The following is a 22,747-nucleotide window of genomic DNA, read 5'->3' as shown; positions in this document are numbered from 1 at the left end:
GTTTCAATTGACTTCGTCTTGAAATGAAAGCTGTATTCGGCGGGGTCTCTCAAGACTATAGCTGGGGAATATGTCGAATACAGACGTTGCGGTCACACCGCCATTCAAGACGCAACCTTTCGGATCCACGCTTCGGTGCGAATATTCGCTAATGGAGGCGGTCGGGTATATCATACTCTGGGTGATCATCAGTGTGTTGACACTTGGGATCGGTGCGTTCTTCGCGGTTTACTACTTCTACAAGAGCATCATCAACAAGACCTACCTGATCGGCCGGGACGGCCAGCGGATCGCCCGGCTCGAATGTGAACTCAACCTGGCGGAGATGATAGGTCACATCCTGATCTGGATCCTGATCTCCATCGTGACGCTCGGGATCGGTCTTGTGTTCTACGTCTTCCGCACCTTGCGGCTCTGCTTCAACAGGACAAGGCTCGTTTATATCTGACAGCTCAGTGTCCCGAGCCGATCGCGCTTTCGTCGATATGGGCGCGGGCGTAGATCGTGCGAGCAGTCGCTGCGAGGATAAGCAGGACCAGTGAGGCGAGGAGGCAGCAGCTGGCAAAACCCGTCGAGAAGGATTGCCGGGCGGCCTCCAGCCAGACCGGGCCTTCGCCTGCCTGAAGAGCGCTTCCGCCGAGCCCGCGGGCCGTCTCGACGGCGCCGCCGATGGTCGCCCTGACCGTCGCTGCCTGGGCAGGGTCGAGGCCGGTAACATCCGCGCCATCCATTAGAATGCGATATACCAGTGTGCCGAAGCTGCCGAGAAGGGCGACACCGAGGGCGCCGCCGAATTCGGCGCTGGTTTCGGAAATCGCCGAGGCCGAGCCGGAGCGTTCCGGTGGCGCCGTGCCAACGATCAGGCCAGTCGTCGTCAGAACGACGGGCACGAAGCCGATCGCGATGATCATGGTCGAGCCGAGGACGCCGTAGAGGCTCTCCGAGTAGGCAGCGATCGACATGGACAACATGCCGGCCGCGTTGATGACGAGACCGATGAGGACGGTGTTCACCGGACCGAACCGGTTGGTAAAACGGTAGGCCTGCAGCGACATGACCGTGAAGACGATCGATGACGGGATCGACCAGAGGGCGGCTTCGAGCGGGGACAGGCCGAGCACGAACTGCAGGAAGAGGTTCTGGTAGAGAAACACCCCAAAGACGAAGAACATGCCCGCGAGATTGACGAGAAGCGAGGCGGTGAAGGCGGGGATGGCAAACAGCTTGAGGTCGATCAGAGGCTGCGTCAGGCGCTTCTGACGGCGGATGAACAGGACGCCGAACGCAACGCCGACCGCGATCGGGATCAGATGCTGGCTCTGGAACCCATCTGCCGCCATGTGCTTGAAGCCGTAGATCACCGGCAGCACGGTCGCGAGCGACAGGACGACGCTGACGAGATCGAGCTTGGCACTTTCCGGGCTCTTGTATTCCGGCAATAGGAACGGGGCGACGACCAGAAGCACCAGCATGATCGGAATGTTGATGAGAAACACCGAGCCCCAGTGAAAATACTGCAGGAGAAAGCCGCCGAGGAGCGGGCCAATTAGTCCGCCCAGTGCGAAAGCTGTTCCCCAGATGCCGATCGCCCGGTTTCGCTCGGCTTCGTTCTTGAAGAGGTTGACGATCAGCGACAGGGTCGAGGGCGCGATCGTCGCGCCGGCAATGCCGAGAAGCGCACGGGCGGCGATGAGTTGCTGCGCTGTCGATGAGAAGGCGGCAAGTGCCGAGGCGATCCCGAAGGCGAATGCGCCGATCAGCAGCACGCGGCGGCGGCCGATCCGGTCTCCGAGCGTGCCCATGGTGACGAGAAAACCGGCGACCATGAAGCCGTAGATATCGTTGATCCAGAGCAGTTCGGACGCCGACGGATCGAGATCCACAACGATCGCGGGGACGGCGAGAAACAGGATGGACAAGTCCATCGAGTAGATCAGGCAGGCGATCGACAGGACGCAGGCACCGATCCATTCCCGGCGACCGGCAGGCTCGTGGCCCGGATGTTGCGACGGCGTCTGCATCGTTCCTCTCCCAGATATCGGCTTGCGGATTTACCGCACGTCTCAGGATCGGGCAACCGCGGGGCCAGCAAAGAAAACGGGCGCCAGAGGCGCCCGTTGGAGAGTGTTACGCGAAGTAGCTTTGCAGCGTACGCACTTCGAGATTGCCGGCCTTCAGCGCCTTGATCGCCATCGCAGCGGATTCGGCACCTGATATCGTCGTGTAATACGGCACCTTCTGCATCAACGTTGCACGGCGCAGCGATTTCGAGTCCGAGATCGCCTTGTTTGAATCCGTCGTATTGATGACGAGCTGGACTTGGCGGTTGCGGATGGCATCCTCGATATGCGGGCGTCCTTCCAAGACCTTGTTGATCTTGGTCGACTCGATGCCGTTTTCGGCGAGGAAGCGGGCGGTACCGCCGGTGGCGATGACCTTGAAGCCTATTTCCTTCAGCATGCGGATGGCCGGCAGCACGCGTGGCTTGTCGTCGTCGCGGACCGACACGAAGACCGCACCGTCGCGGGGCAGTTCGACGCTTGCACCGAGCTGGCTCTTGGCAAAGGCGAGCGCGAAGTCCGTATCGAGACCCATCACTTCGCCGGTCGAACGCATTTCCGGTCCGAGCAGGATGTCGACGCCGGGGAAGCGGGCAAACGGGAAGACCGCTTCCTTGACCGCGATATGCTTCAGGTTGCGCGGATCGGGCTTGGTGCCGTAGGCCGCAAAGATCGCGTCGAGCTTTTCGCCGGCCATGGCACGGGCGGCGATCTTTGCGATCGGCGCGCCGATGGTCTTGGCCACGAAGGGCACCGTGCGCGAGGCACGCGGATTGACTTCGAGCACGTAGACGGTGCCGTCCTTGATGGCGAACTGGACGTTCATCAGGCCGACGACGTTAAGCGCCTTGGCCATCGACGTTGCCTGGCGTTCCAGCTCGTCGATCATCTCGTTGGACAGCGTGCGCGGTGGCAGCGAGCAGGCGCTGTCGCCCGAGTGAATGCCGGCTTCCTCGATATGCTCCATGATACCGGCGACATAGACGTCGGTGCCGTCGCAGAGGCAGTCGACATCGACTTCGATGGCGTTGGAGAGGTAGCTGTCGAACAGAAGCGGGTTCTTGCCGAGCAGCGTGTTGATCTGGCCGGTCTTGTCGTTCGGGTAGCGCTGCTTGATATCCTCAGGCACCAGTTCCGGCACCGTATCGAGCAGGTAGCTCTGCAGCTGGCTTTCCGAATGCAGGATCTGCATGGCGCGGCCGCCGAGAACGTAGGATGGGCGAACGACCAGCGGGAAGCCGATTTCCGACGCTACCAGGCGGGCCTGTTCGACCGAGTAGGCAATGCCGTTGTTCGGCTGCGTCAGGTCAAGCTTCATAAGAAGCTTCTGGAAGCGGTCGCGGTCTTCGGCCAAGTCGATCATGTCGGGCGCCGTTCCGAGGATCGGTATGCCGTTCTTTTCGAGCGCTTCTGCGAGTTTCAGCGGTGTCTGGCCGCCGAACTGCACGATGACGCCGACCACTTCACCCTTTTCCTGTTCCGCGCGGAGGATCTCGATCACGTCTTCGGCCGTCAGCGGCTCGAAATAGAGGCGGTCGGACGTGTCGTAGTCGGTCGATACGGTCTCGGGGTTGCAGTTGATCATGATCGCTTCGTAGCCGGCATCCTTCAGGGCGAAGGCGGCGTGGCAGCAGCAATAGTCGAACTCGATGCCCTGGCCGATGCGGTTCGGACCGCCGCCGAGGATGACGACCTTCTTGGCGGTCGAGACTTCGGCTTCCGAGCGCAGTTCGCCGACGAACGGCGTCTCGTAGGTCGAGTACATGTAGGCGGTCGGCGACGCGAATTCGGCAGCGCAGGTATCGATGCGCTTGAAGACCGGCCGCACGTTGAGCGCGTTGCGCAGTTCCGCGACTTCCTTCGGGCGTTTCTTGGTCAGGCTGGCGAGGCGGGCGTCTGAGAAGCCCATGGCCTTCAGCATGCGCAGGTTCTCGGCGTCAGCAGGCAGGCCGTGTTCGCGAACGCGGGCTTCCATGTCGACGATCGCCTTGAACTGGGCGATGAACCACGGGTCGATCTTGCAGGCTTCATGCACTTCGGCTTCGGAGAGACCGAGACGGAGAGCCTGGGCGACCTGGCGCAGACGGTCCGGCGTTGGCGTGCCGATCGCGGCGCGGATGGCATTCTTGGAGCCTTCGCCCTCTTCCATGCCGGGGATCTCGATCTCGTCGAGACCGGTCAGGCCGGTTTCAAGACCGCGGAGCGCCTTCTGCAGCGATTCGGCAAAGGTACGGCCGATCGCCATGACTTCACCGACCGACTTCATGGCGGTGGTCAGCACCGGCGAGGCGCCCGGGAATTTCTCAAAGGCAAAGCGCGGGATCTTGGTGACGACGTAGTCGATCGACGGTTCGAACGAGGCAGGGGTCGCGCCGCCGGTGATGTCGTTGTCGAGTTCGTCGAGCGTGTATCCGACCGCAAGCTTTGCCGCGACCTTGGCGATCGGGAAGCCTGTCGCCTTGGAGGCGAGCGCCGAAGACCGCGATACGCGCGGGTTCATTTCGATGACGACAAGACGACCATCGGCCGGGTTGACCGCGAACTGGACGTTGGAACCGCCGGTCTCGACACCGATCTCGCGCAGGACCGCGATCGATGCGTTGCGCATGATCTGGTATTCTTTGTCGGTCAGCGTCAGGGCCGGTGCGACGGTGATCGAGTCGCCGGTGTGGACGCCCATCGGGTCGATGTTTTCGATCGAGCAGATGATGATGCAGTTATCCGCGGTGTCGCGGACCACTTCCATCTCGTATTCCTTCCAGCCGAGAACCGATTCCTCGATCAGCACTTCGGTGGTCGGCGAGGCATCGAGGCCGCCGCCGATGATCTCGAAGAATTCCGAGCGATTGTAGGCAATGCCGCCGCCGGTGCCGCCCATGGTAAAGGACGGGCGGATGATGGCGGGTAGGCCGACGACGTCGATAGCCTGTGCCGCAATCGCCATCGCGTGGCTGATATAGCGCTGCTTGCGGTCGGTTTCGCCGAGGTTCCACTGGTTTTCGAGCGCGTCGAGCGCCTTGTCGAGCTCGGCGCCGGACAGTTCGGCCTTGACCTTGTTGCGCTCGGCTTCGTGCGTCTTGCGGTCGGCATCCTTGATGTCGGTGGCATTGGCCAGCATCGACTTCGGTGTTTCGAGGCCGATGCGGCTCATGGCTTCGCGGAAGAGGGCGCGGTCTTCGGCCATGTCGATGGCGGCGGGCTTGGCGCCGATCATCTCGACATTGTAGCGGTCGAGCACGCCCATTCTCTTCAGCGACAGTGCGGTGTTCAAGGCCGTCTGGCCGCCCATGGTTGGCAAAAGCGCGTCAGGGCGTTCCTTGGCGATGATCTTGGCCACCACTTCCGGGGTGATCGGCTCGATATAGGTGGCGTCGGCCAGGCCCGGGTCGGTCATGATCGTTGCCGGGTTGGAGTTGACCAGAATGACCCGGTAACCTTCTTCGCGCAGCGCCTTGCAGGCCTGGGTGCCGGAATAGTCGAATTCGCATGCCTGGCCGATGACGATCGGGCCCGCCCCGATGATGAGGATCGATTTGATGTCTTGGCGCTTCGGCATGATCTCTATCCACTTTTTTCTGCGCGAAAAACCGGCACGGGGCGTGAAGCTCCGGTCGGGTGGCGTGCGCATGTTTTTTCTGGCTAGACGCGGCTTATAGGGAAATGTGCCGGGGAACGGAACCCCATAATTGAGCATATCGACAGGAATCGACATGGCTGCCGGGTAGATTTGCCCGCGCGTTTCGAGGCGTACCGCAACGGGGTTTAGTGACATGGACAGGTTGCAACCGCACCAGTAGATTGCGCAAACAATAATATAAGCAGCAACGGCCCTCCATGATGACGACCGCTTGCGCGGAGGAAACCATGGCCGATGCTACTTCAAATGCCGCGATTGAACCCGCGGCCGCCGCACCCGCTCCCGCCGACAAAACGGTGATGCCGATCATTTTTGCGGTCAGCTTCTGCCATATGCTCAACGACATCATGCAGTCGATGATCTCGGCGATCTATCCGATGCTCAAGGCCGACTACAATCTCGACTTCTGGCAGATCGGCATTCTGACGCTGGCCTTCCAGTGCACCGCATCGCTGCTGCAGCCGGTGATCGGCATCATCACCGATAAGAAGCCGTTTCCGTACTCGCTGCCGATCGGTATGGGGGCGACGTTTGTGGGGCTGTTCCTGCTCGCCGGTTCGCATGTCTATCTGATGCTTGTGGTGGCGGCTGCGCTGATCGGCATCGGGTCGGCGGTGTTTCATCCGGAATCGTCGCGGGTGGCGCGGCTTGCGTCCGGCGGGCGCTATGGTTTTGCGCAGGCGACCTTTCAGGTGGGCGGCAATTTCGGACAGGCGATCGGGCCGCTGCTGGCGGCCTTCATTATCGTGCCGATGGGGCAGGGCAGTGTTGCCTGGTTTTCGGCAATCGCGCTCCTCGGCATCGTGATCCTCTCCTGGGTCGCGCGCTGGTACAAGGCGCACATGCTGGCCAACAAGGGGCGCAAGAAGAGCCTTGGCATCCACAGCCTGCCGCGGCGCACGGTGATGGTGGCGCTGGTCGTGCTGGCGATCCTGACGTTTTCGAAGAACATCTACATGGCGGCGATCGGCAGCTATTACACGTTCTTCGTTATCGAGCGCTTTGGCGTCACCGTGCAGTCGTCGCAGATCATGCTGTTCGTGTTTCTGGGCGCGACGGCGCTGGGCACGTTGATCGGCGGTCCGATCGGCGACCGGTTCGGCTCCAAGGTGGTGATCTGGATCTCCATTCTCGGCGTGCTGCCGTTCACGCTGGCGATGCCGTTTGCGAATTTGCCGATGACGATCGTGCTGTCGGGTATCGTTGGGCTGGTGATGGCGTCGTCGTTCCCGGCCATCATCGTCATGGCGCAGGAGCTGGTCCCTGGCCGGGTGGGAATGATCGCCGGCATCTTCTTCGGGCTCGCTTTCGGCATGGGTGGCATCGCCGCCGCCGTGCTCGGGATCATCGCCGACCACAGGGGCATCAGTTTTGTCTATTCCATCTGCGCCTTCCTGCCGGCGCTTGGCCTTCTCACCGTGTTCCTGCCCAGCAAGGCGCAGCTCAGGGTCGCCTGAGCCAACAGCCTGACATCCCGACATGGATATTTGGCGGGCCTGTTCTATATCGTCGTCAAGGATCATTTCCGACCGAACTTATTAGAACCTGGGGTGCGATATGGAATGGAAAGGGCGTCGGCAATCCGACAATGTCGAGGATCAACGGGGTGCCTCGATGGGTGGCCGCGGTGGCGGTTTCCGCATCCCGATCGGTGGCGGCGGACGTGGCGGTGGTGGATTGAGCATCGGCGGCATCGTCGTCGTGCTGATCATCTGCTGGGTCACGGGCATCAATCCGCTGACGCTTCTTTCGGGCGGCGATACCGGCATGGATACGGGCACCAGCACCACGCAGCAGGCGCCGCGTACGCCGGCTGAAGACGAGATGACCGGTTTCGTCCGCACCGTCCTTGCTGATACCGAAGACACCTGGAACGAAATCTTCCAGAGCAACGGCGCTCGTTACGAGGAGCCGACGCTGGTTCTCTTCGGCGGTCAGGTTCGGTCTGCCTGCGGTTTTGCGTCGTCGGCAAGCGGCCCGTTCTACTGCCCGGGTGACCGCAAGGTTTATCTGGATACGGAGTTCTTCAAGGAACTCAGCCAGCGGCTTGGGGCCGGAGGTGATTTTGCCGAGGCCTATGTGGTCGCGCATGAAGTCGGGCATCACGTCCAGAACCTGCTCGGCGTATTGCCGAAATTCAACCAGGCGCGGCAGAATATGAGCGAGACCGAGGCCAACCGCATGTCGGTTCGCGTCGAGCTTCAGGCGGACTGCTTTGCCGGCGTGTGGGGCAAGCGGACCCAGCAGAAGGGCTTTCTCGAAAGCGGCGATCTGGAGGAGGCTTTGAACGCCGCCCAGCAGATCGGCGACGACACGCTGCAGAAGCGCAGTCAGGGTTATGTCGTCCCGGAAAGCTTCAACCACGGCACCTCGCAGCAGCGTATGCGCTGGTTCAAGCAGGGCTTCGACACCGGCGACATGAAGGCCTGCGACACGTTCTCGGGCAATGTCTGAGCAGTGATCTCTGCTGCTCCGCCGAGCAGCAGAGCCGTGACTGAGAGATCAATCTTCGAAATATCGTGTGGGCGGCGAAACCGATCGCCCGCACCCTCCCGATTTCGGCATGCTCGGCTCCGCAAAGCCGGGACCTATGCCGGGCTGCATTCGGCACCAGCCGGCGGCGATGGACAAGGCCAAGTTCCTGGCCGCACCATCCTCCTATCGATCGGTCCGTCAGACCTGTCACGTCACCCATCAACGTTGGTGAACTTCGCCCTACAATTTTTGCTGGATCGGTGCCGAGCCTTGATGAACCCCGATGCCTTCTTTATAGGCAGGGTACCGTGCCGCTGACCGTTTCTGGAAGCGGCTTTTTCCATTTGTAGGATTTATCGATGTCGGGCTTGCCGAACACTGCCGGTGCATCTGCGCCGCATGACGCCGTCATTACGGATCGTTCCTGGTCGTCGCATCTGCGCGGCACGTTTGCGCTCGGCATCCCGCTGGTGGGAGCCCAGCTTGCGCAGATGGCGATCCATACGACCGACGTCATTCTGGTCGGCTGGCTTGGGACGACCGAACTTGCCTCCGTGGTCATTGCCACGCAGCTGTTTTTCGTCGTGTTCATCTTTGGCACCGGGTTCACCAGCGCCGTCGTGCCGCTGGTTGCGCAGGCGCTCGGCCACGGTGACCGGATCGGCGTGCGCCGGTCGGTGCGCATGGGGCTGTGGGTGGTGATTGCCTATTGCACGGTTGTCGCGCCGCTGCTCTGGTTCAGCGAACCGATGCTGCTCGGCCTCGGTCAGGCGCCCGATGTCGCGGCCAATGCCCAGAGCTATCTGCGCATTGCGCAGTGGGGCATGTTCCCGGCGCTCGGCCTGATGGCATTGCGCAGCTTCGTGACCGGGCTGGAGAAGGGCGGGATCGTTCTCTACATCACGATCGGCATGTTCATCATGAACGCGATCGTCGCCTATCTGCTGATCTTCGGCCATTACGGAGCGCCGCAGCTGGGTCTTCATGGCGCGGCGATCGCTGCTGTGTCCGCCAACCTGGTCGGCTTCCTGATCGCGATTGCCTATGTGCAGGCGCAGCCCGCCATGCGCGCTTACGAACTCTTCGTGCGCTTCTGGAAGCCTGACTGGTCGATGGTTCGGGAAGTCTTCCTGCTCGGACTGCCGATCAGCTTCACGATCCTTGCCGAAACGAGCCTGTTTGCGGCGGCTTCGCTGATGATGGGCAGTATCGGCAAGCTCGAGCTTGCCGCCCATGGGATTGCGCTGCAGCTTGCCTCGATCGCCTTCATGGTGCCGCTGGGTCTGGCGCAGGTCGCAACGGTTCGGGTCGGTCTTGCTAACGGTCGTGGCGACATGGTCGGTGTTCGAAGGGCCGGCGGGGCCGTGCTGATCGTCAGCATCATCTTCACGGCGATCGGCGGTGTCCTTTACGCCGTGATGCCGGGCGCGCTGGCGGGGCTTTTCCTCGACACCAGCCAGCCGGACGCCGCTGCGGTGCTCGCGCTCGCCACACCGCTGATTGTCATTGCCGGCATCTTCCAGCTGGTCGACGGGCTGCAGGCCGTAGGGGCCGGGCTTTTGCGCGGATTGAAGGATACGAAAGTGCCGATGCTGCTGGCGCTGATCGCCTACTGGCCGATCGGCTTCGTCTGCGCCTGGGTGTTCGCATTTCCGCTCGGCTATCGCGGCGAGGGTGTCTGGTTCGGTTTCGTGATCGGCCTTGCCGCCGCAGCTCTCTTCCTGTGCGGACGGTTCTGGATTCTTTTGCAGCGCCATAAGCAAATGGCCCGCTGAGGGCAGCGGGCCATCTGGTTGAAACCGTGACTTGAGAAGGTTTTAGCGCTCGGCGAGCGCTGCTTCTCCCTTGTTCTCGCGCACCATGTTGATGAAGCGGCGGAACAGGTAGTGGCTGTCCTGGGGGCCCGGCGATGCTTCCGGGTGATGCTGGACGGAGAAGACCGGCTTGCCCGATAGACGCAGGCCGCAATTGGTGCCGTCGAACAGCGAAATGTGAGTCTCCTCAACACCCTGCGGCAGCGACTTCGAGTCGACCGCGAAGCCGTGGTTCATCGACACGATCTCCACCTTGCCGGTCGTGTGATCCTTGACCGGGTGGTTGGCGCCGTGATGACCCTGGTGCATCTTTTCGGTCGTGGCGCCGAGTGCGAGGCCGAGGATCTGGTGGCCCAGGCAGATGCCGAAGGTCGGGATGTCGGTCTTGACGATGTCCTTAATGACGGGGACAGCGTAGGCGCCGGTGGCTGCCGGATCGCCCGGGCCGTTCGACAGGAAGATGCCGTCCGGCTTCAGGGCCAGAATGTCTTCCGACGAGGTCTGGGCCGGGACAACCGTGACCTTGCAGTCGAGGCCGGTGAACAGGCGCAGGATGTTGCGCTTCACGCCGTAGTCGATGCAGACGATGTGATACTTGGCATCCTCGGCCTTCAGTTCCTCGGAACCTTCGTTCCAGACCCAGGGCTTTTCGGTCCACTGCGACGACTGGCCGGAGGTCGCTTCCTTGGCGAGGTCGAGACCTTCGAGACCACTCCAGGCCTTGGCTTCCGCCTTTAGCGCTTCGATGTCGAAATTGCCGTTCGGATCATGGGCGATCACGGCGTTCGGGGCACCGTTCTGGCGGATCCAGGCGGTCAGCGCGCGTGTGTCGATACCAGAGAGGCCAATGACGCCGCGGCTCTTCAGCCAGGCGTCGAGATCCTTTGCCGAGCGGTAGTTCGACGGTTGGGTGATATCGGCCTTGAAGATCGTGCCGACGGCGCCGCGGCGTGCGGCGGGTGTCAGGTCTTCGATGTCCTCGTCATTGGTGCCGATATTGCCGATATGCGGGAAGGTGAAGGTGACGATCTGGCTGAGATAGGACGGATCGGTCAAAATTTCCTGGTAGCCGGTGAGGGCGGTGTTGAACACCACTTCGGCGGTGACCTTGCCGGTCGCGCCAATGCCGGTTCCTTCAATCACGGTTCCGTCGGCAAGCACGAGAACGGCGGTGGGTTTTTTCGTGGTCCAAGGGGTGGTCGCGGTCATATCCATCCTTCTGCCCCAGCGGCCCGTTTCCCGAAACGGAAAACAGGGTGTCGAGGTCATCTCTCGTCGCAGAAAAGGGCGCGCGGAAACCCGCTTGCGGCCCACTATCCAATTGTTGTGCAGGTCCTCGACATAAACAAGGCAGAACAGCGGGTCAATTGCCGTTTATGAGAAAGCTGGGCGCAAAGGCCGGCAATCGGTGAGTTTTGCCGTGTCGGCAAAACGTTTGATCGCCGTTCACGCTTGTTCTATGACGTCGCAAAAGATCGGTCCGCTGCGGATCGAGTGACGTTCAAGGAGACAGGCCATGTTGCGCGAGAAGCTTTCCGAAGCGATGAAGGAAGCGATGAAGGCGAAGGAAACCCGCAGGCTTTCGACCGTGCGGCTGATCCAGACCGCCATCAAGGACCGTGACATCGCCAATCGCGGCACCGGCAAGGACGCTGCCACTGACGACGAAATCCTGCAGATCCTGCAGAAGATGGTGAAGCAGCGCGAGGAGTCGGCGAAGATCTACGAAGACAACGCCCGCCCGGAACTTGCAGCACAGGAACGCGAAGAGATCGCCGTCATCAAATCCTTCATGCCGGAACAGATTTCCGACGAGAAGGCGAGCGAGATCGTCGCTTCCGTCATCGCCGAGATCGGTGCTGCTGGAATGAAGGACATGGGCAAGGTGATGGCCATTCTGCGCGAACGCTATGCCGGCCAGATGGATTTCGCCAAGGCGTCCGGCACGATCAAGGCGCAGCTGAGCTGAGGTCTAGCCGCTACGCATAAAACGAGAAAGGCGGGAAGTCCTTCATGGAGTTCCCGCCTTTTGCTCTTCTACGCCTCCCATCGGCCGACCGCGGACATGCCACCGGTAGGAGAGGACGATCGACCGCAGTCATTGCAGGCAGCCGTCCTGAAGAGCAATCTCAGATGCCGTACCCGCCTGTCGAGGCGACTGACGGCACGTCTTGTCGGATTCAACGCTATGCAGGGAACCTGCGTATCGCAAGTTACAATTCGTTAATTTCTGTGGGTTGATCGGGTCGGTGGTCACGGAGCGGCGGCCTGTGAATAGCGGGCATGATTTGCGGCCGGGCTGGCATTCCTGCGCACTGAGCCTTAATATGGTCTCTGGCCCGCGAGGTAGACATGCGCTTTTCAAACAGTTTTCTTGATGAGATCCGGGATCGGGTGCCGATTTCGACGGTGATCGGCCGTCGTGTCACCTGGGATCGCAGGAAGACCAATGCTGCGCGCGGCGATTTCTGGGCCTGCTGCCCATTCCATGGCGAGAAAAGCCCGAGCTTTCACTGCGAAGACCGCAAGGGTCGTTATCACTGCTTCGGCTGTGGCGTATCGGGCGATCATTTCCGCTTCATGACGGATCTGGAGGGGCTGAACTTTCCAGAAGCCGTCCAGCAGGTTGCCGATATGGCTGGTATCGCCATGCCGCAACCCGATCCGCAGGCGGAAAAGCGTGAACGGGAGCGGATGTCGCTTCTCGACGTCATGGAAATGGCGACGCGCTTCTTTCAGGACCAGTTGCAGAGCCCAACCGGCGCCAAGGCACGCGCCTATCTTCGCGACCGCGGACTGACGGCTCGCACGATCGAGAATTTCCGGCTCGGCTATGCGCTGGACAGCCGCAATGCGCTCAAGGAGTTCCTGGCCGGCAAGGGTGTGGCCAAGGAGCAGATCGAGGCCTGCGGGCTGGTGCGTCACGGCGAGGGGATTGCCGTATCCTACGACTATTTCCGCGACCGCATCATGTTCCCGATCCTGTCGTCGCGCGACAAGGTGATTGCCTTTGGTGGACGCGCGATGGCGCCGGATGCGCCGGCGAAATACATGAACTCGCCGGATACCGAACTCTTCCACAAGGGCCAGGTGCTCTACAATTTCACCCGCGCCAGGCGGGCAGCGCAGCCAGGGACGGGATCCAAGGAGCCGGGCACGATCATTGCCGTGGAAGGCTATATGGATGTGATCGCGCTCAGCCAGGTGGGCGTCGAAAATGCCGTTGCGCCGCTCGGTACGGCATTGACCGAAAACCAGCTGGAGCTGCTCTGGCGGATGACGCCGGAACCGGTCCTGTGCTTTGATGGCGATGGTGCCGGTATCCGTGCCGCGAACCGTGCTGCGGATCTGGCGCTTCCCTCCATCAAGCCCGGCCGCTCGGTCCGGTTCGCGCTGCTTCCAGACGGCAAGGATCCGGACGATCTCGTCAAGCACGAGGGAAGAGCGCCGTTCGATGGCGTGATCGCGCAGGCGCGTCCGCTGGCGGAGATGGTCTGGCAGCGGGAAACCAATGGTGCCGCCTTCGAGACCCCGGAAAAGCGGGCGGAGCTCGAGGCGCGCCTCAAGCAGATCGTTTCCGTGATTGCCGACGAAAGCGTGCGCCGGCACTACCAGCAGAATGTGCGCGATCGTCTCAACGGCTTGTTCCAGCCGCAGCGCAATGGCGGCGGTGGCGATCGTCGTCAAAGCTACCAGCAGCGCGAAGGCGGCGGGGCCGGCAGAGGCGGTGCAGCCGGCGGAAGGGGTGGATCGTCTTTCCAGCAGCAGGGTCGCGGAATGGGCATTTCCGACCGCCTGACGCGATCGGGGCTGGTGCGAGGACATCTCGACCTTCCGGCCCTGCGCGAAAGCGTGCTGGCGCTGACCATCGTCCATCATCCGCAGCTTCTGCTCAACGAGTATGACGAGATCGCCTCGATCGAATTCGAGAACCGCGATCTGAAGCGGATGTGGTCTTGCGTGCTGACCATTGTCGGGCAGGCCGGTGCCGGTTTGACGGTGCAGGACCTGAAACGGGAACTCGGCGAGAATGGCTTTGAGGAACTGTTGAAGTCGATGAACCAGCAGATCCGCAATGCGCGACTGTGGACGGCGACGGAAGAGGCCGATCCGCAGGATTCGCTGCAAGCCTACCGTCAGACCCGGGCACTGCATTCCAGAAACAAGGAGCTCCGCTGGCAGAAGATCGAGCTGGAGCGTGAACTCGCGGAGATGACCGAGGACGAGGCCGAGCGTGCCGAGATCCTGCTGCGTGCACTTCTGGAGGTACAGAATGAAATTTCCAGGCTTGAAAACCAGGAAGCGATCATCGACGGCTTCGGTGTCCTGTCAGGACGCGTCAAGGGCGCTGCCGTCAGTCACGGATGAAGGAGAGCTGCGCAGATACTAAACCGTGTTGAATTGGTCGCCTGATGGATTAACTGCGCGAGTGGAGTGGTCTATACAGCTCTTGATTGATCACTGTATTGTTGCGACGCATCGGAAAATGGCGTCAATCCCGCGCATTTCGGGTAGAGCCAAGGGTTTTTACCGGGCGGCGGGCTCTTGTCTTTCATTGTGCACCGCTTACATATGGCTTCAATATGACGGGAGTACCGCCAACGGGGACATGGTCGTAAGGTAATTTCCACTTTTCCTGGGCACAAGCTTTGGAAGAACTTGACGAAGCGTTATTTTGTGGGAATCACCATTTCGGGCAATATTGGTGGAGTGGGTCTAGCGCCGCGGCGATGTTCGGCATCTTCGTTCTGGCGGTCCCCGCGAGTAGCGGTCGCCGATGGTAATCGGGAGTTAAAGGTCATTCCGTTACGAGTTGGATATTGATTCGCGGCTGGTGTGGCTTTTGCCCTCCGCCGCAGGCCACGAAGCGCTGCGCAGTGGCGTTCAGGGAAAGCGACGACATACATGGCAACTAAAGTCAAAGAAAACGAAGAAGCCGATACCGAGCGCGAAGGCTCGGTCGACGGTCCGCTTCTCGATCTTTCTGACGACGCGGTCAAGAAGATGATCAAAGCCGCGAAGAAGCGCGGCTACGTGACGATGGACGAGCTCAACTCGGTCCTTCCGTCCGAAGAGGTCACTTCAGAACAGATCGAAGACACGATGGCGATGTTGTCCGACATGGGCATCAACGTCGTTGAAGATGAAGAAGCCGAGGAGGCCACCACCGAGGAGGAGGACTCCAACGAGAGCGAAGAGAGCGAAGGCGGCGAACTTGCCCCGACGTCCAGCACCGCTCTTGCCACGGCGAAGAAGAAAGAACCCACCGATCGTACCGACGATCCGGTCCGCATGTATCTGCGCGAAATGGGCTCGGTCGAGCTTCTGTCGCGTGAAGGCGAAATCGCGATCGCCAAGCGCATCGAGGCTGGCCGCGAGACGATGATCGCCGGTCTGTGCGAAAGCCCGCTGACGTTCCAGGCGCTGATCATCTGGCGCGACGAACTGAACGAAGGCACGACGCTGCTGCGCGAGATCATCGATCTCGAGACGACCTATTCGGGTCCCGAGGCGAAGGCTGCGCCACAGTTCCAGAGCCCGGAAAAGATCGAGGCGGACCGCAAGGCTGCCGAGGAAAAGGAAAAGACCCGCAAGGCTCGTTTCTCTGCTGCCAACGATGACGACATCACCGCTGTCGGCGGTGACCAGGGCTTGGAAGAAGAGGAAGAGGACGACGACGAGTCGAACCTTTCGCTTGCCGCCATGGAAGCGGAACTGCGCCCGCAGGTCATGGAAACGCTCGACACGATTGCGGATACCTACAAGAAGCTGCGCAAGCTTCAGGACCAGCAGGTCGAGCAGCGGCTTGCCGCCTCCGGCACGCTGTCTTCCGCTCAGGAGCGCCGCTACAAGGAACTGAAAGACGAACTGATCACGGCAGTGAAGTCGCTGTCGCTGAACCAGAACCGCGTCGAAAGCCTTGTCGAACAGCTCTACGACATTTCGAAGCGCCTGATGCAGAACGAAGGTCGTCTTCTTCGTCTGGCTGAATCCTACGGCGTCAAGCGGGACTCGTTCCTGGAACAGTATCAGGGTGCCGAGCTTGATCCGAACTGGATGAAGTCGATCGCCAATCTGTCGGCACGCGGCTGGAAGGATTTTGCCAAGGCGGAGTTCAACGCCATTCGCGATATCCGTCAGGAGATCCAGAGTCTCGCGACCGAAACCGGTATTTCGATCACCGAATTCCGCCGGATCGTGTCGATGGTGCAGAAGGGCGAGCGCGAAGCGCGGATCGCCAAGAAGGAAATGGTCGAGGCGAACCTTCGTCTCGTGATTTCGATCGCCAAGAAATACACCAACCGCGGCCTGCAGTTCCTGGATCTTATCCAGGAAGGCAATATCGGCCTGATGAAGGCCGTCGACAAGTTCGAATACCGTCGCGGTTACAAGTTCTCGACCTATGCGACCTGGTGGATCAGGCAGGCGATCACCCGCTCGATCGCCGACCAGGCCCGCACGATCCGTATTCCGGTGCACATGATCGAGACGATCAACAAGATCGTCCGGACATCGCGCCAGATGCTGCACGAGATCGGCCGCGAGCCGACCCCGGAAGAGCTGGCCGAAAAGCTGGCCATGCCGCTCGAAAAGGTCCGCAAGGTCCTGAAGATTGCCAAGGAGCCGATCTCGCTCGAAACCCCTGTGGGTGACGAAGAGGATTCGCATCTGGGTGACTTCATCGAGGACAAGAATGCGCTGTTGCCGATCGATGCCGCCATCCAGGCGAACCTTCGTGAAACGACGACGCGGGTTCTCGCATCGCTGACGCCGCGTGAAGAACGTGTTCTTCGCATGCGCTTCGGCATCGGCATGAACACCGACCACACGCTCGAAGAAGTCGGCCAGCAGTTCTCGGTTACCCGCGAACGTATCCGCCAGATCGAGGCGAAGGCGCTGCGCAAGCTGAAGCACCCGAGCCGGAGCCGCAAGCTTCGCTCGTTCCTCGACAGCTGATCGCTGGACCAGACCCATCAAAAGCCCGGCCGTTATGACGTGCCGGGCTTTTTTATTGATGTTGTGATCGGGCCGGACTCGATCATGCCCGCGAACCATCCTACATGGGAGCCATGCCGGATATGTCTCCCGCCCCGCATAAGAAGGTGATCGCAACGGCGCTGGGTGCGTCAGTCGCTCTGCATCTGATCATCGCGGGCGCGCTTCTCGTCCAATTGCCGCTGCCGACCGACGCGGTTCCCGAGGAGGAGACCGTTCAGGTGGAGATTGTTCCGCCGCCGGAAGAGGAAAAGCAGGAGCCAGCCGAAGAGGCCAAGAAGCCCGACGAGCTGAACCTCAAGGAAGAGGCGAAGGCCGAAGAGCCGCCACCGGAAAAGCCGCCCGAGCAGAAGCCTCAGGAAGATCCGCTCGAGGACCCCGTGATTTCGGCGAGCAAGGCTTCGGCACCCGAGGCTGCTCCGCCGCCTTCCCCTGCGCAGGACGAAAAGCCGGAGGAGACGAAGCCGCCGGACCCTCAACCTACCAAGCCGGAAGAACCAAAGCCCGAAGAGCCCCAGCCTCAAGAAAAGCCGCCCGAAGAAAAGGCGCCGGAAGAAGCGAAAGAGCCCGAGGCACCGCAGAAGGCCGAGCAGCCGGCACCGCCGCCGCCGCCTGCAAGCCCGACACCGGCCGAGGAGGAGAAGCAGGCGTCAGCGCCGCCGATGTCCGCACTGCGGCCTGTGTTCCAGTTTGGCGAAAAGGATAGCGGTCCGCGCCAGGCGCTTGACGGCAATGCTGCGGAGGATACGCCAGCGCCCGCTGCGACCGATGCCGATCCGCCAGCGCCTGAGGAGCCTGCACAGACGGCGGGTACCGACGGACAGGGCGAGGGCGCGCCACAAGAGACACCGGTACCGAGCAATATGACGCCACCGCAGCTCAGTGTTCCAGGCTCCGATCCGTCGGGAATGCCCGGACCTGCCGGCGGTGCGTCTCCTGATGCGATGACGGCCGGGCTCTTTACAGGGCCGCCTTCCTCCGCACCCGTGCCGACGCAAAAGCCGGCGCCGCCGAAACCATCCGATGCGGCCGGCGATCTCAAGCCCGTCAGAACGTTGTTTTCCGCGCGCGATACCGGCGAGACGCTGGCGACCGTCGCGATGTCCGGTATTCCGCGCGGCGTTCGGGCAGGACAGCTGTGCTCGTCCGAACTCAGTGCGCAATTGCAGAACGGCTCGCCCGCCTACAATCCCGATGTCTTGCCCGCACCGAAGCTGCCCAATGGGACGGTTCTCGAGGCGCGCAATATCGGCTTTCGCGCCAAAGGGCATTGGCATGATGTCAGCTTCCGCTGCGAAGTCGATGCCGATGCCACGAAAATAATTTCGTTTTCGATGAATGTGGGTGGCCTCGTGCCGCGCTCGGAATGGCGCAAGCGCGGTTTTCCCGAGTTTTGATCTTCAAGCAGACAAGAGAATTTCGATGCCGCAGACCGCGATCCAGATTTCGACCAGAGGCCAAGGGCTATACGAGTTCACGGATGAAGCCGAACGCTTCGTGCGCCAGGCCGGGCGCGACGAGGGCCTGCTGACTGTCTTTGTTCGCCACACGTCCTGTTCGCTGATCATTCAGGAAAATGCCGATCCGGACGTGAAGCGCGATCTGAATGCGTTCTTTTCCCGCCTCGTTCCCCCCTCGGACGATCCTTCGATGGGCTGGGTCAGCCATACGATGGAAGGACCAGATGACATGCCGGCACATATCAAGGCGGCACTGACGGCAGTCTCGATCGGCATTCCGATAACCGGCGGCAGGCTGGCGCTCGGCACCTGGCAAGGGATCTATCTCTTCGAACACCGGAACAGCCCGCACCGGCGCGAAATCGTCCTGCATCTTTCGTCGTGATGATCGTTGTTTTGCAAATGAACACATACTGAATGATCGGTTTTGCAGGCATTCAGCTGGGTTGGATAGAGTTGCATCGACCGTTGGCCCGAAAGGCCGGCGCGAGACAGCCGGACAACCGGTGACAGGTTCAGGAGAAGCAGAAGATGACTACAATCACACGCCTGATGGCGAAGGCCGGCCTTGCAGCCTTGATCGCCCTGACAGGGATTTCGGCGTCCGCGCCAATCGCCGCCGCCGCCGGCCCGGAATTCGTACAGTACCGTGAGCGCGACTGGCGTCCGCATCACCCGCCGCGCTATGAGCGCCCGCGCCACATGCGTCCCGTCGGCTGCTCGCCGCGCCTGGCTGAACGTCGCGCCGAAGCGATGGGTCTGCGCCGGACCCGCGTCGTCGACATCTCCCGCCGCAGCGTGACCGTCGTCGGCGTCGACCGCCGCGGACGCGACCGGGTCGTGTTTGCCAATGTGCGGGGCTGCCCGCTCATCCGTCGCTAACGGATCTCAAGCGTCCCAGTCTATCTTCAGCCCCGTCCGGCATTCGCCGGGCGGGGTTCTGTCGTTGAAGCGATCCGATCAGGGATCGATGGAGAACACGACGTTGACGTTGACCGTGTAGCTGGTCTCGCCGGCCGCCACCGGGACGCCGTTGCCGGAATCCTTTGCCATTGTCATGCGCATCATCGGCGGGGCCATGGGCGGTGCCGAATTCTCGCTGATCTCCATGATGCGGCCAAGCTTGACGCCGGCAGCTTCCGTCAGAGTCTTTGCCTTGGCGAGCGCTTCGGCAACGGCTGCCTTGCGCGCCTGCGTCATCACTTCGTCGGTATTGGTATTCGTGAACTCGATCTGTCCGCCCTGGTTGACACCGAGCTTGACCGTCTTGTCGATCAGACCGCCGAGCTTTTCGAGATCGCGCACCTTAAGCGTCAGCGTGTTGGACACTTCGTAACCGATGATTTCCTGCGGCGGCTCGATGCCGTCCTTCGGGGCTACCTGGCGATATTGCGGGTAGATCGCAAAGCTGCTGGTCTGGACGTCGCGATCGGCAATGCCTTCAGCCTTGATGGCGGCGAGCACTTCGCTCATTGCCGTGTTGTTGGCGGAGACGGCCGCATCGGCGGTCTTTGCCTGCCTCACGACGGCAAGCGACAGGATCGCCATATCGGGCGCGACCGCGGCCTTGCCCTCACCGGACACGCTGATGATCGGTTCGCGCGGCGTGCGGGCTTCCTGCGCAGAGGCGACCGTTGCCGAAAACGGCGACAGCGGGAGGAAGGCCGTGCCGAGGGCAAGGGCTAGGAAAGCCGGCGCGAGAGAAGGGGCGGTGGGCAAACGGCGCATTGTGTCTCCTTTGATACTGATTGTCCGACCTCGACGATCCCGGCCAAATGCTTGAGTTGAAAGCCGAACACCCTCTAGGTGACGTGTGATTGTGAACCTATTGCGGCGAGGCCTTGTGAGCGTTCACAATTTGAGCTAGACGGACCCTTGCGACCGGCGAACCATTGCGCCAGTCGTCATGCCTTCAAAGGGCAGGGCCTGTAGCTCAATGGTTAGAGCCGGCGGCTCATAACCGCTTGGTTGGGAGTTCGAGTCTCTCCGGGCCCACCATTGTTTTTGTCGGCCGCTGTAGCCGGACGCGAATTTCCGGAATTTTGTCACAAGGTTCCGGAAATTCAGTTTTGGCTTTGGGTTCAGAATCCGAGCGATTCGGTCGCTGTCTTTCAAAATGAAATAGCTGGCAGCGGCGGTAGGCTAGCTTGTATGAGCGTGATGATGCGAGCACCTCGCTCAGTTTTGTTCTGTATCTGCGTTAGTATCGCCTGGTAGTAACTTTTAGCGCTCCCGTAGCCCATCGACTTCGCAAGCCTTCCAGGAATTTTTGTGTTTTTGATCGGCATGATGCCAAGGGCTTCGTACACATCTCCCTTCAGTGTTGCCAAATCATATTCAGATTTAATTGTTGATTTGAGCTCCAGGAGATCAATCGGGTCAATCGTCTTTTTATTCGCTCTGATTTCGTCAACTGAGACTTTCTTACTTTCCAACGCTCGATTGGCGGCCCAGGCAACTCGCCGTGCGATCATCTCGTCTTTTTCTTCCAGTAGAAGGTTTCGCAGCTCCTTCTCAACTAAATCCAATCTCTCTTGAGCAGTGGGTAAGCCAAATAACTCCTGCACGGCGCTTGCCATTTCGAAGAGGATCTCCTTCATGAAGAAGATGTTCTCTATCGTAGGAACCGGCAAACTGAAGACCTGTTTACGCTCCAAGACTTGTCGTTCATCGAGGCTTCGTCCGTCCCCATCGATCAATCCCGCTACGCGAAGCCAATGGTAATCTCCGTTCTCACGGAGGGCTGCAACGCCTGCCTGAACAGAACCTGATCCCTCTCTGGGAATGACGTTCCAGTTGGGATAGACGTGCGAGTATAACGCTCGGTCTTCTGACGAAGCAGTTCCCTCCACTATGAGTAGGGCTTTCCTGCTGCCCAAAAGCGCATACCGAAGTGTCTCAGGAAGATCCTCTCCTTGACCTAGGATCGCGTACGTATACCGCCGTTGATCGTTCACGCTTCCGAACATCATTTCGCTGTCCTGAATGTGAATTATCTTTTCCGGCTTGAGCCATTCGATTAACGACAGGTCGTGCGTAGCAAAAAGGAAACCCACGTCGGGCCTAGCCCGAACAGCGGCTGCTATTAGGGGCCCAGAAATGCTAGGGTTCAGATGACGCTCCGGTTCATCAATCAGGATGAAAGAGTTTTTCGGCCTAACAAGGATTGCTGCTACCACAAGAAGCGCTGCTCGTTCTCCGTCGGACATGCGGTTTATACCGAACGAAGCGTTGCCACGCTTTGCGCACAACTCGCCACTTTCGTCCACGTACAGATGAACCGGAAGCCGGCCAGCTTCAAATACCGAATTGAGTTGATTTAAAGGAAGCAGGACTTTCTCCCTAACCTCCAGATACGTCGCGCCACCATTCAACTTTTTGACGATATCTTGTGCAGCTTGCGACTCTTTCTGCATCAGCCGTTTGACAACGGATTTGAGATGTTGCTCGCCCCAGTGGTTCAAGTACCTGTTAGTTGAGCCGGCAATGTTGGCCATTAGCGTTTGAACGGTTTGCCCCACCTCAGAGGTTTCATCACTCGTGAACGAGATCGCGCGACTACCGAAAAAGCGCTCGACGCTAAAGTCGCTTGGTACGTGCGCTAGGAAGGCGGACTTCCCAACACCGTTGGGACCAGTGACAACAAAGGTATCTCCTGGAGCTAGCGTAAGTTCCGCGCCGCTCTGCCCTAGTCTCAGAATTTCATGCACTTCTTTTTTCATCGGCGACCCCTCTTAGTCCTGAGAATATAAGCACCTCTTTGGCTCCTTTACTATGGCCACATCCGGCGACTGTGTACGTACAGTCCACCTCTTCGAACTGAAATTTCGAGAACGTTTCGAAGACGCCTTGAACCGCGTTCAAAGACAAAATGAACCGCCCTTTCATCGAGCCGAGAACCGCGGCCATCTGTTCGAACTGCTCGCGGCTGAAAACAGCCCTCCCGTAGTCATCTTCGTTCCCCCAGTAAGGCGGATCGAGATAGAACAGCGTGCCCGGCCGATCATAACGCGCGATGAGCTTCTGCCAGGGCAAGTTTTCGATTACCACGCCCGCCATGCGCTCGTGGATGTCTTCGAGCTGCGGACCAAGCTTCATGAGGTTGAACCGGCCTCCCTGCATCGTCACGCCGAAGTTCTGTCCGGCCACTTTCCCTCCGAAGGCCAACCGCTGGAGGTAGAGGAACCTTGCCGCACGTTCGAGGTCGGTACGCGACGAGCCATGTTCGGATCCGCACGCCAGGAGCTGCGAGCAAGGTTGTCCAGGCTCTTTTCCGTGCGCGGCAAATCCGGAAGGTTCGCGGAG

At 60.5% G+C, this 22,747-nt stretch carries 16 protein-coding genes and 1 tRNA gene; 11 read left to right on the top strand and 6 right to left on the bottom strand.

Annotation, left to right across the window (positions count from 1 at the left end; all coding sequences use genetic code 11):
* The first annotated feature begins 70 nt into the window (after window positions 1–70).
* Window positions 71–448, top strand: coding sequence for a DUF6693 family protein (locus IFT66_RS07210; RefSeq protein WP_062455881.1), 378 nt, complete (start codon window positions 71–73; stop codon window positions 446–448).
* A gap of 4 nt (window positions 449–452) precedes the next feature.
* Here the strand turns inward: IFT66_RS07210 and IFT66_RS07205 are convergent, their stop codons facing one another.
* Window positions 453–2,021: an MFS transporter gene (locus tag IFT66_RS07205; protein WP_192077188.1), complete on the bottom strand. Its 1,569-nt coding sequence runs from the start codon at window positions 2,019–2,021 to the stop codon at window positions 453–455.
* Window positions 2,022–2,127: 106 nt separating this feature from the next.
* Window positions 2,128–5,616 (bottom strand): carbamoyl-phosphate synthase large subunit, encoded by a 3,489-nt coding sequence (carB, locus tag IFT66_RS07200; RefSeq protein WP_062576875.1) that lies wholly within the window; start codon window positions 5,614–5,616, stop codon window positions 2,128–2,130.
* A 308-nt stretch (window positions 5,617–5,924) separates the two neighbouring features.
* On the opposite strand from carB, the gene IFT66_RS07195 reads away from it, so the two are divergent.
* From IFT66_RS07195 to IFT66_RS07185, 3 genes are all read left to right on the top strand, one after another.
* Window positions 5,925–7,154, top strand: a complete 1,230-nt coding sequence (locus IFT66_RS07195) for an MFS transporter (protein ID WP_192077187.1) — start codon at window positions 5,925–5,927, stop codon at window positions 7,152–7,154.
* A 100-nt stretch (window positions 7,155–7,254) separates the two neighbouring features.
* Window positions 7,255–8,151 (top strand): KPN_02809 family neutral zinc metallopeptidase, encoded by an 897-nt coding sequence (ypfJ, locus tag IFT66_RS07190; protein WP_062576881.1) that lies wholly within the window; start codon window positions 7,255–7,257, stop codon window positions 8,149–8,151.
* A gap of 380 nt (window positions 8,152–8,531) precedes the next feature.
* On the top strand, window positions 8,532–9,947 hold the full coding sequence (locus IFT66_RS07185) for an MATE family efflux transporter (RefSeq protein WP_082476280.1): 1,416 nt from the start codon (window positions 8,532–8,534) through the stop codon (window positions 9,945–9,947).
* Window positions 9,948–9,989: 42 nt separating this feature from the next.
* On the opposite strand, the gene carA is transcribed toward IFT66_RS07185, so the two are convergent.
* The gene (gene carA / locus IFT66_RS07180; RefSeq protein ID WP_192077186.1) at window positions 9,990–11,195 is read right to left on the bottom strand and encodes a glutamine-hydrolyzing carbamoyl-phosphate synthase small subunit; all 1,206 of its coding nucleotides are present in this window, start codon (window positions 11,193–11,195) and stop codon (window positions 9,990–9,992) included.
* Window positions 11,196–11,502: 307 nt separating this feature from the next.
* On the opposite strand from carA, the gene IFT66_RS07175 reads away from it, so the two are divergent.
* The 6 genes from IFT66_RS07175 (at window position 11,503) to IFT66_RS07150 (ending at window position 19,324) form a co-directional block, all read left to right on the top strand.
* Window positions 11,503–11,955 (top strand): GatB/YqeY domain-containing protein, encoded by a 453-nt coding sequence (locus IFT66_RS07175; RefSeq protein WP_062455897.1) that lies wholly within the window; start codon window positions 11,503–11,505, stop codon window positions 11,953–11,955.
* Window positions 11,956–12,338: 383 nt separating this feature from the next.
* The gene (gene dnaG, locus IFT66_RS07170; RefSeq protein WP_192077185.1) at window positions 12,339–14,354 is read left to right on the top strand and encodes a DNA primase; all 2,016 of its coding nucleotides are present in this window, start codon (window positions 12,339–12,341) and stop codon (window positions 14,352–14,354) included.
* 537 nt (window positions 14,355–14,891) lie between these two features.
* Entirely contained in the window at window positions 14,892–16,943 is a 2,052-nt protein-coding gene (gene rpoD, locus IFT66_RS07165; protein WP_062455900.1) for an RNA polymerase sigma factor RpoD, read from the top strand.
* 113 nt (window positions 16,944–17,056) lie between these two features.
* Window positions 17,057–18,379: a DUF930 domain-containing protein gene (locus IFT66_RS07160; RefSeq protein ID WP_192077184.1), complete on the top strand. Its 1,323-nt coding sequence runs from the start codon at window positions 17,057–17,059 to the stop codon at window positions 18,377–18,379.
* A 25-nt stretch (window positions 18,380–18,404) separates the two neighbouring features.
* Entirely contained in the window at window positions 18,405–18,827 is a 423-nt protein-coding gene (locus IFT66_RS07155; RefSeq protein WP_192077183.1) for a secondary thiamine-phosphate synthase enzyme YjbQ, read from the top strand.
* Window positions 18,828–18,982: 155 nt separating this feature from the next.
* Window positions 18,983–19,324: a hypothetical protein gene (locus IFT66_RS07150; protein WP_092661070.1), complete on the top strand. Its 342-nt coding sequence runs from the start codon at window positions 18,983–18,985 to the stop codon at window positions 19,322–19,324.
* A gap of 78 nt (window positions 19,325–19,402) precedes the next feature.
* On the opposite strand, the gene IFT66_RS07145 is transcribed toward IFT66_RS07150, so the two are convergent.
* Window positions 19,403–20,170: an SIMPL domain-containing protein gene (locus tag IFT66_RS07145; RefSeq protein ID WP_062455912.1), complete on the bottom strand. Its 768-nt coding sequence runs from the start codon at window positions 20,168–20,170 to the stop codon at window positions 19,403–19,405.
* 194 nt (window positions 20,171–20,364) lie between these two features.
* On the opposite strand from IFT66_RS07145, the gene IFT66_RS07140 reads away from it, so the two are divergent.
* Window positions 20,365–20,440 (top strand) — tRNA-Ile (locus IFT66_RS07140).
* A gap of 113 nt (window positions 20,441–20,553) precedes the next feature.
* On the opposite strand, the gene IFT66_RS07135 is transcribed toward IFT66_RS07140, so the two are convergent.
* Window positions 20,554–22,164: an AAA family ATPase gene (locus tag IFT66_RS07135; protein ID WP_192077182.1), complete on the bottom strand. Its 1,611-nt coding sequence runs from the start codon at window positions 22,162–22,164 to the stop codon at window positions 20,554–20,556.
* The gene (locus IFT66_RS07130; RefSeq protein ID WP_192077917.1) at window positions 22,145–22,684 is read right to left on the bottom strand and encodes a DNA adenine methylase; all 540 of its coding nucleotides are present in this window, start codon (window positions 22,682–22,684) and stop codon (window positions 22,145–22,147) included. Before IFT66_RS07130 ends, IFT66_RS07135 begins: the two co-directional genes overlap by 20 nt.
* Window positions 22,685–22,747: the final 63 nt, after the last annotated feature.

Source organism: Rhizobium sp. CFBP 13726 (assembly GCF_014841925.1).
In the GTDB taxonomy this organism is placed as follows: Bacteria; Pseudomonadota; Alphaproteobacteria; order Rhizobiales; family Rhizobiaceae; genus Neorhizobium; species Neorhizobium soli.
This window is presented reverse-complemented; position numbering and strand designations above follow the sequence as displayed.

What these genes read in the sequence shown, in the direction of transcription:
- IFT66_RS07210 (WP_062455881.1), top strand. Translation starts at nt 71, where the DNA reads ATGTCGAATACAGACGTTGCGGTCACACCGCCATTCAAGACGCAACCT.
- IFT66_RS07205 (WP_192077188.1), bottom strand. Translation starts at nt 2,021, where the DNA reads ATGCAGACGCCGTCGCAACATCCGGGCCACGAGCCTGCCGGTCGCCGG.
- carB (WP_062576875.1), bottom strand. Translation starts at nt 5,616, where the DNA reads ATGCCGAAGCGCCAAGACATCAAATCGATCCTCATCATCGGGGCGGGC.
- IFT66_RS07195 (WP_192077187.1), top strand. Translation starts at nt 5,925, where the DNA reads ATGGCCGATGCTACTTCAAATGCCGCGATTGAACCCGCGGCCGCCGCA.
- ypfJ (WP_062576881.1), top strand. Translation starts at nt 7,255, where the DNA reads ATGGAATGGAAAGGGCGTCGGCAATCCGACAATGTCGAGGATCAACGG.
- IFT66_RS07185 (WP_082476280.1), top strand. Translation starts at nt 8,532, where the DNA reads ATGTCGGGCTTGCCGAACACTGCCGGTGCATCTGCGCCGCATGACGCC.
- carA (WP_192077186.1), bottom strand. Translation starts at nt 11,195, where the DNA reads ATGACCGCGACCACCCCTTGGACCACGAAAAAACCCACCGCCGTTCTC.
- IFT66_RS07175 (WP_062455897.1), top strand. Translation starts at nt 11,503, where the DNA reads ATGTTGCGCGAGAAGCTTTCCGAAGCGATGAAGGAAGCGATGAAGGCG.
- dnaG (WP_192077185.1), top strand. Translation starts at nt 12,339, where the DNA reads ATGCGCTTTTCAAACAGTTTTCTTGATGAGATCCGGGATCGGGTGCCG.
- rpoD (WP_062455900.1), top strand. Translation starts at nt 14,892, where the DNA reads ATGGCAACTAAAGTCAAAGAAAACGAAGAAGCCGATACCGAGCGCGAA.
- IFT66_RS07160 (WP_192077184.1), top strand. Translation starts at nt 17,057, where the DNA reads ATGCCGGATATGTCTCCCGCCCCGCATAAGAAGGTGATCGCAACGGCG.
- IFT66_RS07155 (WP_192077183.1), top strand. Translation starts at nt 18,405, where the DNA reads ATGCCGCAGACCGCGATCCAGATTTCGACCAGAGGCCAAGGGCTATAC.
- IFT66_RS07145 (WP_062455912.1), bottom strand. Translation starts at nt 20,170, where the DNA reads ATGCGCCGTTTGCCCACCGCCCCTTCTCTCGCGCCGGCTTTCCTAGCC.
- IFT66_RS07135 (WP_192077182.1), bottom strand. Translation starts at nt 22,164, where the DNA reads ATGAAAAAAGAAGTGCATGAAATTCTGAGACTAGGGCAGAGCGGCGCG.